We start from the raw sequence: 13,320 nt of genomic DNA, 5'->3' as shown, positions 1-13,320 counted from the left end.
GGGTGGCGGAGGCGGTGGGGGGGAACGGGTAGGCTGTGCGATTGCGGAGGCTGCCCTCTCCCCGGCCCTCTCCCGCAAGCGGGAGAGGGAGAACACCCACTGAGTCCCAACATACCGGCGGTTTGCTCCCTCTCCCGCGTGGAGAGGGAACACCCACTGAATCGCAACACGCCGGCGGTTTGCTACGTCTGCTGCGTGCGGAGAGGGAACACCCACTGAATCGCAACATGCCGGCGGTTTGCTACGTCTGCCGCGTGCGGAGAGGGGGGACGCCCACTGAATCACAACACGCCGGCGGTTTGCTCCCCTCTCCCGCTTGCGGGAGAGGGGTCGGGGGAGAGGGCAGCGCCGCGCCCGACGTCACCCCGCGCTCTGCACCTTCCCCTCGAACCGCCCATCGCGGAAATCGCTCAGCGCCTGGTGAATTTCCGCCTCGCTGTTCATCACGAACGGTCCGTACTGCACGATCGGCTCGCCCAGCGGCTTGCCGGCGATCAGCAGGAAGCGCGCGTCCTGCGTGGCCTTGACGATCACGCCGTCGGCATCCGCCTCGTTGGCCAGCACGCCCATCCGCTGCGCGTCGAGCGCGGCCAGCGCGTCGCCCTCGCCGATGCTGACTTCGCCCCGATAAACGTAGACGAACGCGTTATGCCCGGCGGGCACGGCCTGCGCGAACGATTGGCCGGCCGGCAGCGCCACGTCGAGATACAGCGGCTCGGTGACGGGCCGCGTCATCGCGCCCGGCACGCCGTGCGAGGCGCCCGCCAGCACGCGCACCACCGCGCCATTGGGCAGCGCGACGGTGGGGATGGCCGCGGCCGGCAGGTCGCGATACCACGGCGCCGTCATCTTGTCGCTGGCCGGCAGGTTCAGCCACAACTGGAAGCCCTCCATGCGGCCGTCCTGCTGTTCCGGCATCTCCGAATGCACCACACCGGCACCGGCCACCATCCACTGCGCGCCGCCGTTCTCCAGCAGGCCCTCGTTGCCGGCGCTGTCGCGATGGCGCATGCGGCCGGCCAGCATGTAGGTGATGGTCTCGAAGCCGCGATGCGGGTGGGCCGGAAAGCCGCCGATGTAGTCGTCGGCCCGGTCGGTGCCGAACGCGTCGAGCATCAGGAACGGGTCCAGCCGGCGCTGCAGGTTCTGCGTCAGCACGCGGGTCAGCTTGACGCCGGCGCCGTCGGAGGTGGCGATGCCGCGCACCACGCGATCGATGCTGCGGGTGCGATGCACCGATTCCTCGGCGGTGGCCGGGACGGTGGCGATGGTGTCGTCGGTACGGATGGCGTCCATGTCGATCTCCTGTGTCCTGTTGAGCGGCAACTCGCGCCGCGGTACCCCCTCAATGTAAGGGTTTGCCAGGAAAGCGGTAGCCGGGGGCAGGGCAAAAGAGCGTTCTATCGGTGGAATGATGAAGGCGCTTTTGTGAACGCAAGTGGAACGCAGCGGGCGGCCTTGCCGGGTGCCTGGTGCTCCCTTTGGGGCGGCCCCGGAACCGGCAAAAAGACGCCAAAAGACGGCCGGTTGACAGGCGGGGTGACAAGATCGATGAAGTTCGTTAGAATAGCGACCTCTTTGCCATCCGTTGTTGCAAATTAGCCGCTTGAGCTTCGCGCTCGCCGCGGCGGATTCCGCGACCACGGCCGATTGATCCGGCGGCGCGTCGGAACCTTCAATTTTGCGCTGCCACTGGCCTGCGAGGTCATGACGACCGTCTGAGACCGTCTTGACGGACCGTCTGAGACCGTCCGCGCGTTGCCCGGCTGACGCCGGCACCGCGCCGACCCGCAGCGCCGCGCCAGGGCCGCTGGCGTCCGCCCGTTCCGGGCGGCCCTGCGGTCCGTCACCGGGCCCCCATCTGCCTCGCCTTCATGCGGCAATGGGCGCCTACCGTCCGTCCGCCGGCATCCCGCCGGTCATGGCGGACAGCACCAATCTAGCCTGGACCCGGCCGGGTCCGTCGCCATGGCGCCATGCCCCGCTCGGGTCTCGCCATCGCGCTGGTCCGTTGCCGCCGTCCGTTCATGGACCGCCGTCGCGGCCGATGCGCCTTGCCGCGCCGCTCCGGCGGTCGCGTCGCGGCTTGCATCGCCGTTGCCCGGCGCGAGGAAAGGGGAGGAAAGATGTCTTTGCGAATCTGGCGTGGACTCGGCTGGGCCGGCTTCGTCGTGCTGGCCGTGGCCGGCCTGCTGGCCTGGGTAGGCGTCGACACGATCGCCCAGCACCGCGAACGCCTGCTTTACGACGTGGCCGATCACCTTCGCCTGGTGGCGTGGTCGATGACGCTGGCGCTGGTCACCGGCGTGCCGGCCGGCATCCTGCTGTCGCGGCCGGCGCTGCGGCGCTGGGCCGACCGCCTGATGCAGATCTTCAATATCGGCAACACGGTGCCGTCGCTGGCGGTGCTGGCGCTGTCGCTGGCCGTGCTCGGCATCGGCGAGCGGCCCGCGGTGCTGGCGCTGTGGCTGGCCTCGCTGCTGCCGATCGTGCGCAATACCTGCGAGGGGCTGCGCGGCCTGCCGCCCGCGCTGCTGGAAGCGGCCAAGGGCATCGGCATGACGCCGCGCCAGCGCCTGCTGCGGGTCGAGCTGCCCAACGCGATGCCGGTGATCCTGGCCGGCGTGCGCACCAGCCTGGTGATCAATGTCGGCACCGTGCCGCTGTCGTTCCTGATCGGCGCCAACAGCCTCGGCGAAATGATTTTCCCCGGCATCTACCTGAACAACCCGTCGCTGCTGCTGCTCGGGGCCGCAGCCACCGCGCTGCTGGCGCTGGCGCTCGATGCGCTGTTCGCCGCGGGCGGACGCTTCTATCTGCGCCGGCGAGGACTGGCGGCATGAAGCGGAACATCAAGGAGAACACCATGACGCTGATGCGATCGCTTCGTCCGCGCACGTGGCTGGCCGCGCTGCTCGGTGCCGCCGCGCTGCTGACGAACGCCCCTTCGATGGCAGCCGATCCCGCACCGGTGCGCGTCGGCGGCAAGAATTTCACCGAGCAGCTGATCCTGTCGTCGATGACCTCGCAGTATCTGCGCGCCAAGGGCTTCACCACCGAGCTGACCGCCGGGCTGGGCAGCACGCTGATGCGGCAGGCGATGGAGAGCGGCCAGCTCGATGTCGTGTGGGATTACACCGGTACCGCGCTGATCGTCTTCAACCGTGTCGACGAAAAGCTCGATGCCGAGCAGAGCTACGCCCGCGTTAAGTCGCTCGATGCGGCCAAGGGCCTGGTGTGGCTGCAGCCTTCGACGATCAACAACACCTATGCGCTGGCGATGCCGCGCCAGCGCGCCGAGGCGGCCGGCGTCACCTCGCTGTCCGAGCTGGCGGACAAGATCCGCGCCGGCGGCGAGGACAAGCGTCATACCTTTGCGGTCGACATGGAATTCGCCGCGCGGCCGGATGGCCTCGAGCCGCTGAAGGCGGCCTACGGGCTGCCGTGGACGCGGCGCGACGTGATCCAGCTCGACCCGGGCCTGGTCTACACCGCGCTGCGCAACGATCAGGTCGAGACCGGCCTGGTCTACGCCACCGATGGCCGCGTCAAGGGCTTCGACCTGGTGCTGCTGCGCGACGACAAGGGCTTCTTCCCGGCCTACCAGGCGGTGCCGGTGGTGCGCAAGGCGGTGCTCGACGCGCATCCGCAACTGGCCGAGCTGCTGAACGCGCTGGCCGCGGCGCTCGACAACGCGTCGATGACGGAGATGAACTACCGCGTCGACATCGAACAGAAACCGGTCGATGCCGTCGCGGCCGACTTCCTGCGCCAGCACGGGCTGATCTGACGCCTGCGCCGGGATAACCAAGGACAACCAAGGGCAAGCACGGACAATCCATGGACCTGATTTCCTATCTGCAACACAGCTGGCCCACGCTGCTGAAGATGACCGGCGAGCATCTCGCGCTGGTCGGCGCGGCGGTCGGGCTGGCGATCCTGATCGGCGTGCCGCTGGGCATCCGGGCCACGCGCTGGCGCTGGCTGGCCACGCCGATGATGACGCTGGCCACGGTGGTGCTGACGATCCCGTCGATCGCGCTGTTCGGGCTCATGATCCCGGTGTTCGCGCGCTTCGGCCACGCGCTCGGCTATCTGCCGGCCGTCACCGCGGTGTTCCTGTATTCGCTGCTGCCGATCCTGCGCAACACCTACGTGGCGCTGGCCGGCATCGACAGCGGCATCCAGGAGGCCGGGCGCGGCATCGGCATGACCACCTGGCAACGGATGCGGCTGGTCGACCTGCCGCTGGCGGTGCCGGTGATCCTCGGCGGTGTGCGCACCGCGGTCGTGATGAACATCGGCGTGGCGACCATCGCCGCGCTGATCGGCGCCGGCGGTCTCGGTGTGCTGATCCTGCAAGCGATCAGCCAGAGCAATATGAGCAAACTCGCGGTGGGCGCCGTCCTGGTCAGCCTGCTCGCCATCGTGGCGGACGTGTGCCTGCAATGGTTGCAGCGCGTGCTGACGCCCAAAGGAATCCGTACATGATCGAACTGGACCAACTGAGCAAATCGTTCACGCAGAAGGACGGCGCGCTGGTGCGCGCGGTCGACTCGGTGTCGCTGACAGTGCCGCGCGGCGAGATCTGCGTGTTCCTCGGCCCGTCGGGCTGCGGCAAGACCACCACGCTGAAGATGATCAACCGGCTGATCCCGCCGACCTCGGGCCGCGTGCGCATCGAGGGCGAGGACACCGCGGGCATCGACGAGGTCGCGCTGCGCCGCAAGATCGGCTACGTGATCCAGCAGATCGGCCTGTTCCCCAACATGACGATCGAGCAGAACATCACGGTGGTGCCGCGCCTGCTGGGCTGGGACAAGCAGCGCTGCCGCGAACGCGCGCGCGAGCTGATGGCGATGGTGCAGCTCGATCCGAACCGGATGCTGACGCGCTATCCGCGCGAACTGTCGGGCGGTCAGCAGCAGCGCATCGGCGTGATTCGCGCGCTCGCTGCCGACGCGCCGGTGCTGCTGATGGACGAGCCGTTCGGCGCCGTCGATCCGATCAACCGCGAGAGCATCCAGAATGAATTCCTGCAGATGCAGCGGCAACTGGGCAAGACCGTGATCATGGTCTCGCACGACATCGACGAGGCGATCAAGCTGGCCGACAAGGTCGCGGTGTTCCGCGCCGGCAAACTGGTCCAGTTCGATCATCCGGACGCGCTGCTGGCGCATCCGGCCGACGAGTTCGTACAGGCGTTCGTGGGCCACGACAACACGCTCAAGCGCCTGCTGCTGGTGCGCGCGGGCGATGCCGCCACCATGGGCGCGACCGCCACGCCGCAGATGCCGCTGGCGCAGGCGCTGGCGCTGATGGACGATGCCGACGTCCGTTATCTGCCAGTGCTCGACCCGGGCCAGCGCGCGCTGGGCTATGTGGCGCGCCGTGACGCGCGCAATCCGGCCGCCGGCAAGCAGGTCTGCGGCGACGTGCTGCGTCCGTTCGCCGCGACCGCGGCGTTCGACGAGCATCTGCGCATCGTGCTGTCGCGCATGTACCAGCACAACACCAGCTGGCTGCCGGTGGTCGATGGCGACGGCGTCTATCTGGGCGAGGTCACGCAGGAATCGATCGCGGGGTATCTGAGCTCGGGACGCTCGCGCAGCGGCGCGATGGCGATGACGGGCGCGAGCGGCGCTGCTGGCGCGCAGGCCACGCAGGCCGCACCGCTGCGCGCGGCGGCCTGACCGAGGCCGTTTGCCGCCCGGTGCCCGGACTTCGGCACCGGGTGTCGAGCCTCAGCGCAGCTTGCCGGGATGCTGCATCGACCCGGCCCACCACTTCTTGACCGCGTCGATCGCCGATTCCAGCTGCTCCCGGCAGTGCAGGTAGTCGGCGGTCTCGCGCACCCGCCACATCACCTCCTTGCGCAGATGGCCGAACCGCGTCTTGTGATAGGTGTGCTCGGTGAAATCGGCGTTGATCATCGCCGGATTGATATAGAGCCGATGCCCTTGCGCACGCAGGTCCGCGTGAAACGACACGTGCTCGTTGATCTCCTGGCCATCGGCGTCCAGGCCGATATAGCGTCCCTTGACGAAGGCATCGCGCCGGTAGACCGCGAAGCCGCCGAACGCGGATTCAACCTCGATCGGCGCGGCATTGGCCGGCACGCGGATCTGCTTGGAGGCGACGCACAGCTCCAGCGCCTGGCGGTGGCCCACCACATCGACGATGTCGCGATAGGCCGCCCAGCAATCGACCGGCGACCAGGCCGGATGGCGCAAGGCCCAGATGTCGTAGTAGCCCAGCCGCTGATTGGCCGTCATGCCGGCCCAGTCGACCTCGCTGCGCCAGCAGCTGAGCACCGCCTCGGCGCTCAGGCCATGGTTGATGTCGTCGAGGTCGGCGGCGATCACGTAGTCGACATGCGCGTAGCGCGGGTCGCTGGCCAGGCGTTCGACATAGACGTTGCGGCAGATCGCGATGCGCTCGCACCGGGTCGGATGGCGGTCGCGCAGCGTGCCCATCGATTCGAAGGCAAAGCCCGGCACCTGCGCGGCGAGCTGCCGCAGCTGCTGCACCGAATCGTCGCTCGAGTCGCTCTCGACCAGCAGGAAGCTGACAGAGGCGAAGCGGGAAAGTACCTGCCGCAGGTGTGCCACTTCGCGCGCGATCGTCGCGGCGCAATTTCGCACCGGCCCGACCACCACGACATGGGCGGATTCGGGCGGGATGCGCAGGGCACGCGGCGGGGTGGTCATGATGGCGATCCTCGGTCGCAGGCGGGCGACGCGTTACGGTGACGATGTCACTGTACGGGCGTCGCCCTGCACCGACTGTGGGATGGATCACACAGTCGCGCCCACCCGGGCCAGCGGTCAGGCCCGGCCCAGTTCTCCGTCCCGCAGCCGCCACAGTCCCAGCGGATTGTCGTCCCGCAACGCCGGCGGCAGCAGTTCGGCCGGCACGTTCTGATAGCAGACCGGGCGCAGGAAGCGCGCGATTGCCGCGGCGCCGACCGAGGTCGTGCGGGCGTCGGAGGTGGCCGGGAAGGGGCCGCCGTGGACCATCGCGTACGAGACCTCGACACCGGTCGGATAGCCGTTGAACAGCACGCGGCCGACCTTGCGCTCGAGCGTCGGCAGCAGCTGGCGGGCCGCCGCGTAGTCGTCGGCATCGGCGTGCACGGTGGCCGTCAGCTGTCCCTCCAGACTGCGCGTCAGCGCGGTCATCTCATCGATGTCCCGGCAGATCACCAGCACCGAAGACGGACCGAACACCTCGGCCTGCATCCGATGGTCGGCGATGAACTGCGCGGCGCTGGTCTCGAACATCGCGGCGCAGGCCTGGTTTGGGCCGCTGCCGGCCAGGCCCGTGCCGATGCGCTGCAGCCCGTTGATCTCGCCGAGCTTCGCCACGCCTTGCTGATAGGCCTGATGGATGCCCGGCGTCAGCATCGTGCCGGCGGGTTTGCCGCCCAGCGCCTGCACCGCGGCGGCGCGGAAGGCGGCCAGCGCCGGGCTGTCGATGGCGATCACCAGGCCCGGGTTGGTGCAGAACTGGCCGACCCCCATCACCAGCGAGTCGATCAGCTCGGCGGCGATACGTTCGCCGCGCGCGGCCAGTGCCGCGGGCATCAGAAAGACCGGATTGATGCTGCTCATCTCGGCATAGACCGGGATCGGCTGCGGACGCTGCTGCGCGACGCGCGCCAACGCCAGGCCGCCGCCGCGCGAGCCGGTGAAGCCCACCGCCTGGATCGCCGGGTGCGCGACCAGCGCGGTGCCGATCTCGTTGCCGGCGCCCAGCACCAGCGAGAACACGCCTTCGGGCAGGCCGGCATCGGCCACGGCCTGCTGAATCACGCGGCCGACCAGCTCCGAGGTGCCCAGATGGGCGGGATGGGATTTGGCGACCACGGGGCAGCCCGCGGCCAGCGCCGACGCGGTATCGCCGCCGGCCACCGAGAACGCGAGCGGGAAGTTGCTGGCGCCGAACACCGCCACCGGGCCCAGCGCGATGTTCTGCATGCGCAGATCCGGCCGCGGCGGGGTGCGCTCGGGCAGCGCGCTGTCCCAGGTGGCCTGCTGCCAGCGGCCGTCGCGCAGCACGCGTGCGAACAGACGCAGCTGATTGGCGGTGCGGCCGCGCTCGCTCTGCAGGCGTGCCAGCGGCAGGCCGCTTTCGCGATGGGCGCGCTCGATCAGCGTGTCGCCGAGCGCTTCGATGCCATCGGCGATGCGCTCCAGAAAGGCGGCGCGCTGTTCCGGCAGCGTGTCGCGGAATGCGTCGAAGGCTTGTTCGGCCAGCACGCAGGCGCGGTCGACCTCGGCCGCGCCGCCGCCATGAAAGTCGGGGCCCAGCGTCGCGCCGGTGGCAGGATCGATCGCCTGCAGCACGGCGTCCTGGCCGCGCACGGCGCTGGCGCATATCAGCATTTCTCCGGTGATCTTCATTGGCTTCTCCTGAAAACGTCGATGGCGCATCGGCTGCCGCGGTTCAACACCTGGGCAGCCGATGCGCCGTGGGGCATCAAGGCGCGCGCCGCGCCGGCCTTGGCCGGGCGCAGCGCGCGCACGAACGGCATTACTGGCCGCCGACCTTGTCGATCAGCTGCTGAAGCATCGCGCATTCCTCTTCGCTCAGATCGGTCAGCGGGGCGCGCACCGGGCCGGCGTCGTGGCCCACGAGGCGGGCGCCCGCCTTGATGATGCTGACCGCGTAGCCCTGCTTGCGGTTGCGGATGTCGAGGTAGGGCAGGAAGAAGGTATCGATCAGGCGGCCGACGGTCTCGTGATCCTCGGCGGCGATGGCGCGATAGAAGTCCATCGCGGTCTTCGGGATGAAGTTGAACACCGCCGACGAGTAGACCGGCACGCCCAGCGCGCGATAGGCGGCCGCATAGACCTCGGCGGTCGGCAGCCCGCCCAGATAGGCGAAGCGCTCGCCCAGCCGGCGGCGGATCGACACCATCAGTTCGATGTCGCCCAGGCCGTCCTTGTAGCCAATCAGGTTCGGGCAACGCTCGGCCAGCCGTTCCAGCTGCACCGCGTTCAGGCGGCACACCGCGCGGTTGTAGACGATCACGCCGCACGACACCGAGCGGCAGACCGCTTCCACATGGTTGGCGATGCCTTCGGGGCTGGCCTCGGTCAGGTAGTGGGGCAGCAGCAGCACGCCATGGGCGCCCAGACGCTCGGCTTCCTGCGCATAGGCGATGGCCACGCGCGTCGGGCCGCCGGCGCCGGCGATGATCGGCACCTTGCCGCGGCAGGTGTCTACCGCGGTGCGGATGATGTCGCTGTACTCGTTCGGGGCCAGCGAGAAGAACTCGCCGGTGCCGCCGGCGGCGAACAGCGCGCTGGCGCCGTACGGGGCCAGCCATTCGAGGCGCCTGGCGTAGGAGGCCGCGGCGAAGTCGCCGTTGGCGTCGAAATCGGTCACCGGGAACGACAGCAGGCCGGCGCTGATGATCTGTTTGAGGTCTTGGGGGTTCAGGGACATGGTGGTTTCCGATGAAAAGGCCGGGCGTCCTGCCCGAATGCGCAACGTTGGACGAGGGCGGCGGCGCCTGCATGGCGAAGTGCCGTTCGATGATCGATATCGTAAGACATCATACAACTACAGCGCAAGAGGATCGGCTCAGGGGTTAACCCTCGGCAGGCATATCGACGTGTCGGCGTATCGGCGTTTTGGCGTATCGGCGTATCGGCGTATCGGCGTATCGGCGTCTTGGCGTTTTGGCGTTTTGGCGTGCGTGGAGTTCAGCTCGGCGTGCTGGCGGCGGCGGCCGACGCCTTGCGCAGGCGCTCGCGGCTGTTGGTCAGATGCATGCGCATCGCCGCCTTGGCGCCATCGGGATCGCGGCGCTCGATCGCATCGTAGATGCTGTCGTGCTCGAAATTGACCCGCTCCAGATACTGCTCCCTATCGCCGGGCGTCACGTGCAGACGGCCGCGCGGAATCACCGAAGTGCCCAGGTGGCCCAGCATCTCGCTGAAGTAGCGGTTGCCGGTGGCGCGCGCCACGGCCAGGTGGAAGGCGAAGTCCGACGCCACCGAATCGCCGCCCGAGGCGGCGGTGCGCTTGAGTTCGTCCAGCGCGCGCCGCATCTCGGCCAGATCGCCGTCGCTGCGTCGCACGGCCGCCAGACCGGCCGCTTCGGCCTCGATGCTGACGCGAAATTCCAGCATCGCCAGCACGTCCATCGCAGTGACCATCGCCGACGGATCGATGCGGAAAGGGGAGGCCGATTCAGCGGGAGGGGGCGTCAGCACGAAGGTGCCGATGCCGTGGCGGGTCTCGACCAGGCCGCTCGCCTGCAGCCTCGACAGCGCTTCTCGCACCACCGTGCGGCTGACGCCGAGCGTGGCCATGATTTCCGATTCGGTGGGCAGCTTGTCGCCGGGGCGCAGCGTGCCCTGGCGAATGCTGTCGGTCAGGCTGGCGACCGCTTCTTCGGCCAGCGTGCGGCCGCGGCGACGAAGCGGATTGGGGGCCAAGGTCGAGGCTTTCATAGGGTAAGTACGGTGCTTGACCGGTTCTGGAACGGCTCATTATACTGCGTCGTAAGTTATACGACGACTGATAACCGACGTTGCTTATTCCTATCTCGTCCCGCTCATGCCGCCGTCCGGCGCGCCGTTGAGACGCGGATGACGACGCCATCCGAGACAGCATTCCGAGACGCCTCATGACAGACCAATCGATCTCCGCCGCGGGCGCCACGCCCGTCGTCACCGAACTGACCGTGATCCCGGTCGCCGGCCACGACAGCATGCTGATGAACCTGTCCGGCGCCCATGGCCCGTTCTTCACGCGCAATGTGGTGCTGCTCAAGGACAGCGCGGGCCGCACCGGCGTCGGCGAAGTGCCGGGGGGCGAGGGCATCCGTCAAACGCTGGAGGACGCGCGCCCGTTGGTGGTCGGGCAGCCGATCGGCGCCTGGCAGGCGGTGCTCAACCGCGTGCGCCAGGCCTTCGCCAGCCGCGATGCCGGCGGTCGCGGCCTGCAGACCTTCGATCTGCGCATCACGATCCATGCGGTCACCGCGCTGGAAGCGGCGCTGCTCGATCTGCTGGGCAAGCATCTGGAGGTACCGGTCGCCGCGCTGCTCGGCGAAGGGCAGCAGCGCGACGCCGTCGAGATGCTCGGCTATCTGTTCTATATCGGCGATCGCAAGCGCACCACGCTGCCATATCGCGAGGAGCCCGATGCCGACGACGCCTGGTTCCGGCTGCGCAATGAAGAGGCGATGACGCCAGAGGCGGTGGTGCGCCTGGCCGAGGCGGCCTACCAGCGCTACGGCTTCAACGATTTCAAGCTCAAGGGCGGGGTGCTGCGCGGCGACGAAGAGATGGAAGCGATCGTCGCGTTGGCCGAGCGCTTTCCCAAGGCGCGCATCACGCTCGATCCGAACGGCGCCTGGTCGCTGGCCGAGGCGATCCGGCTGTGCCGCGACAAGCATGGCGTGCTGGCCTATGCCGAGGATCCGTGCGGCGCCGAGGACGGCTATTCGGGCCGCGAGATCATGGCCGAATTCCGCACCGCCACCGGGCTGCCGACCGCAACCAACATGATTGCCACCGACTGGCGGCAGATGGGCCATGCGGTGCGCCTGCAGTCGGTCGACATCCCGCTGGCCGATCCGCACTTCTGGACCATGCAGGGCTCCGTGCGCGTCGCGCAGATGTGCGCGGAGTGGGGTCTCACATGGGGCTCGCATTCGAACAACCACTTCGACATCTCGCTGGCGATGTTCACCCATGTGGCCGCGGCCGCGCCGGGACGGATCACCGCGATCGACACGCACTGGATCTGGCAGGACGGCCAGCGGCTGACGAAAGAGCCGTTGAAGATCGAAGGCGGCATGGTGCAGGTGCCCACGCGGCCGGGCCTTGGCGTCGAGATCGACATGGCCGAGCTGGAGAAGGCCCATCAGTGCTATCGCAGCATGGGACTGGGCGCGCGCGACGACGCGGTGGCGATGCAGTTCCTGATCCCCGGCTGGAAATTCGACAACAAGGCGCCGTGCATGGTGCGGTAGCCGGTGCCGGCGATCCCTTCGACAACGAACAGAGATTCAGGAGACAACATGAGCAAGTCCTTCATCACCTGTGTGCGCCGCCTGCCGCGGCTGATGCTGTCCGCGGGCGTGCTGGCCGGCGCGTTCGCCGGCGGCCTGCTGGCCAGCGGTACCGTGGCCGCGCAGGACTGGCCGCAGAAACCGGTGTCGGTCGTGGTGCCGTTCCCGCCCGGCGGATCGACCGACACCATTGCACGCATGCTGGCGCAGCCGCTGAACGAAAAGCTGGGCCAGCCCTTCGTGATCGAGAACCGCCCGGGCGCGACCGGCGCGATCGGCGCCGCGATGGTCAAGCGCGCGCCGCCCGATGGCTACACCATCATGATCGCGTCGATCGGCGTCTATGCGGTCAACCCCTTCCTGCAGAAGAACCTGCCGTATGACCCGGTCAAGGACTTCGACCTGCTGACGGTCGCGGTGCGTGCGCCCAACGTGCTGGTCGCCAATCCGTCGGTCGCCGCGCGCAGCGTGCAGGACCTGGTGGCCCATATGAAGAAGAACCCCGGCAAGGTCAGCTTCGCCTCGTCCGGTGCCGGCTCTTCCGATCACCTGACTGCGGCGCTGTTCTGGCAGAAGACCGGCACCACCGGCCTGCACGTGCCTTACAAGGGCGGCGGCCCGGCGATCCAGGATCTGCTGGCCGGCCAGGTCGAGGTCTCGTTCCAGAACATCAACGCGGTGATCCAGCACATCAAGGCCGGCAAGCTGAAGGCGCTGGCGATTACCTCGGACAAGCGCTCGCCGCTGCTGCCGGACGTGCCGACGCTGGCCGAAGCGGGCGTCAAGGATGTCGAGGTCTACTCGTGGCAGGCCGTCGCCGCGCCGCGCGGACTGCCCGCCAACGTCAAGTCGCGCCTGCATGGCGCGCTGGTCAGCTCGCTGACCGATCCGAAGATGCGCGCCAAGCTGGCCGAGACGGGCTTCGAAGTCGTCGCCAATACGCCGGAACAGTTCGCGCAGTTCGAGAATCAGGAACTGCAGCGCTGGAAGAACGTGATCGAGGCCGGCAAGATCACCATCGATTGATGGCAAGCAGACCGATCGCAGGCCGATCGCAGGCCGATCGCTCCACGACATGTCGTTGCCCCGCCTTGCGCGGGGCTTTTTTATGGGATGGCGGAGACGGTGAGATTCGAACTCACGGATGGGTCACCCCATCGGCAGTTTTCAAGACTGCTGCCTTAAACCACTCGGCCACGTCTCCGGTCTCCATGGCGGGCCGGCCTTGCGCCGGCCGCGCATTATAGCAAGGCGGGTCCGGCGCGGGAAACGCGGGGCCGGGAAAC

At 68.4% G+C, this 13,320-nt stretch carries 11 protein-coding genes and 1 tRNA gene; 6 read left to right on the top strand and 6 right to left on the bottom strand.

Annotation, left to right across the window (positions count from 1 at the left end):
* Positions 1–360: 360 nt before the first annotated feature.
* The gene (locus HTY53_RS22540; RefSeq protein ID WP_174108836.1) at positions 361–1,296 is read right to left on the bottom strand and encodes a pirin family protein; all 936 of its coding nucleotides are present in this window, start codon (positions 1,294–1,296) and stop codon (positions 361–363) included.
* Between the two features lie 830 nt (positions 1,297–2,126).
* Between HTY53_RS22540 and HTY53_RS22535 the strand changes: the two genes are divergently transcribed.
* From HTY53_RS22535 to HTY53_RS22520, 4 genes are read left to right on the top strand one after another with little or no spacing between them, the layout of a single operon-like run.
* Entirely contained in the window at positions 2,127–2,843 is a 717-nt protein-coding gene (locus HTY53_RS22535) for an ABC transporter permease (RefSeq protein ID WP_174108835.1), read from the top strand.
* On the top strand, positions 2,840–3,790 hold the full coding sequence (locus tag HTY53_RS22530) for a glycine betaine ABC transporter substrate-binding protein (protein WP_371556871.1): 951 nt from the start codon (positions 2,840–2,842) through the stop codon (positions 3,788–3,790). Before HTY53_RS22535 ends, HTY53_RS22530 begins: the two co-directional genes overlap by 4 nt.
* A gap of 50 nt (positions 3,791–3,840) precedes the next feature.
* Positions 3,841–4,491 carry an ABC transporter permease gene (locus HTY53_RS22525; protein ID WP_174108834.1) on the top strand — a complete coding sequence of 217 codons (651 nt, stop codon included), beginning with the start codon at positions 3,841–3,843 and terminating at the stop codon, positions 4,489–4,491.
* Positions 4,488–5,693: an osmoprotectant ABC transporter ATP-binding protein OsmV gene (locus HTY53_RS22520; RefSeq protein WP_174108833.1), complete on the top strand. Its 1,206-nt coding sequence runs from the start codon at positions 4,488–4,490 to the stop codon at positions 5,691–5,693. The genes HTY53_RS22525 and HTY53_RS22520 overlap by 4 nt, the downstream gene beginning before the upstream one ends.
* A 51-nt stretch (positions 5,694–5,744) precedes the next feature.
* Here HTY53_RS22520 and HTY53_RS22515 read toward each other — a convergent pair whose 3' ends face one another.
* From HTY53_RS22515 to HTY53_RS22500, 4 genes are all read right to left on the bottom strand, one after another.
* Positions 5,745–6,710: a hypothetical protein gene (locus tag HTY53_RS22515; protein WP_174108832.1), complete on the bottom strand. Its 966-nt coding sequence runs from the start codon at positions 6,708–6,710 to the stop codon at positions 5,745–5,747.
* A 117-nt stretch (positions 6,711–6,827) separates the two neighbouring features.
* A complete protein-coding gene (locus HTY53_RS22510) occupies positions 6,828–8,405 on the bottom strand; it encodes an aldehyde dehydrogenase (NADP(+)) (protein ID WP_174108831.1) in 1,578 nt (525 codons plus the stop codon).
* Between the two features lie 130 nt (positions 8,406–8,535).
* A complete protein-coding gene (kdgD, locus tag HTY53_RS22505) occupies positions 8,536–9,453 on the bottom strand; it encodes a 5-dehydro-4-deoxyglucarate dehydratase (protein WP_217435713.1) in 918 nt (305 codons plus the stop codon).
* Positions 9,454–9,713: 260 nt separating this feature from the next.
* On the bottom strand, positions 9,714–10,466 hold the full coding sequence (locus HTY53_RS22500) for a FadR/GntR family transcriptional regulator (protein ID WP_174108830.1): 753 nt from the start codon (positions 10,464–10,466) through the stop codon (positions 9,714–9,716).
* A 176-nt stretch (positions 10,467–10,642) separates the two neighbouring features.
* On the opposite strand from HTY53_RS22500, the gene gudD reads away from it, so the two are divergent.
* A complete protein-coding gene (gudD, locus tag HTY53_RS22495) occupies positions 10,643–11,995 on the top strand; it encodes a glucarate dehydratase (protein WP_174108829.1) in 1,353 nt (450 codons plus the stop codon).
* A 93-nt stretch (positions 11,996–12,088) separates the two neighbouring features.
* Positions 12,089–13,060, top strand: coding sequence for a Bug family tripartite tricarboxylate transporter substrate binding protein (locus tag HTY53_RS22490; RefSeq protein WP_174108840.1), 972 nt, complete (start codon positions 12,089–12,091; stop codon positions 13,058–13,060).
* Between the two features lie 88 nt (positions 13,061–13,148).
* On the opposite strand, the gene HTY53_RS22485 is transcribed toward HTY53_RS22490, so the two are convergent.
* Positions 13,149–13,238 (bottom strand) — tRNA-Ser (locus HTY53_RS22485).
* Between the last annotated feature and the right edge of the window lie 82 nt (positions 13,239–13,320).

The sequence above is a fragment of the Cupriavidus gilardii genome, assembly GCF_013314895.1.
In the GTDB taxonomy this organism is placed as follows: domain Bacteria; phylum Pseudomonadota; class Gammaproteobacteria; order Burkholderiales; family Burkholderiaceae; genus Cupriavidus; species Cupriavidus gilardii_C.
This window is presented reverse-complemented; position numbering and strand designations above follow the sequence as displayed.

What these genes read in the sequence shown, in the direction of transcription:
- HTY53_RS22540 (WP_174108836.1), bottom strand. Translation starts at nt 1,296, where the DNA reads ATGGACGCCATCCGTACCGACGACACCATCGCCACCGTCCCGGCCACC.
- HTY53_RS22535 (WP_174108835.1), top strand. Translation starts at nt 2,127, where the DNA reads ATGTCTTTGCGAATCTGGCGTGGACTCGGCTGGGCCGGCTTCGTCGTG.
- HTY53_RS22530 (WP_371556871.1), top strand. Translation starts at nt 2,840, where the DNA reads ATGAAGCGGAACATCAAGGAGAACACCATGACGCTGATGCGATCGCTT.
- HTY53_RS22525 (WP_174108834.1), top strand. Translation starts at nt 3,841, where the DNA reads ATGGACCTGATTTCCTATCTGCAACACAGCTGGCCCACGCTGCTGAAG.
- HTY53_RS22520 (WP_174108833.1), top strand. Translation starts at nt 4,488, where the DNA reads ATGATCGAACTGGACCAACTGAGCAAATCGTTCACGCAGAAGGACGGC.
- HTY53_RS22515 (WP_174108832.1), bottom strand. Translation starts at nt 6,710, where the DNA reads ATGACCACCCCGCCGCGTGCCCTGCGCATCCCGCCCGAATCCGCCCAT.
- HTY53_RS22510 (WP_174108831.1), bottom strand. Translation starts at nt 8,405, where the DNA reads ATGAAGATCACCGGAGAAATGCTGATATGCGCCAGCGCCGTGCGCGGC.
- kdgD (WP_217435713.1), bottom strand. Translation starts at nt 9,453, where the DNA reads ATGTCCCTGAACCCCCAAGACCTCAAACAGATCATCAGCGCCGGCCTG.
- HTY53_RS22500 (WP_174108830.1), bottom strand. Translation starts at nt 10,466, where the DNA reads ATGAAAGCCTCGACCTTGGCCCCCAATCCGCTTCGTCGCCGCGGCCGC.
- gudD (WP_174108829.1), top strand. Translation starts at nt 10,643, where the DNA reads ATGACAGACCAATCGATCTCCGCCGCGGGCGCCACGCCCGTCGTCACC.
- HTY53_RS22490 (WP_174108840.1), top strand. Translation starts at nt 12,089, where the DNA reads ATGCTGTCCGCGGGCGTGCTGGCCGGCGCGTTCGCCGGCGGCCTGCTG.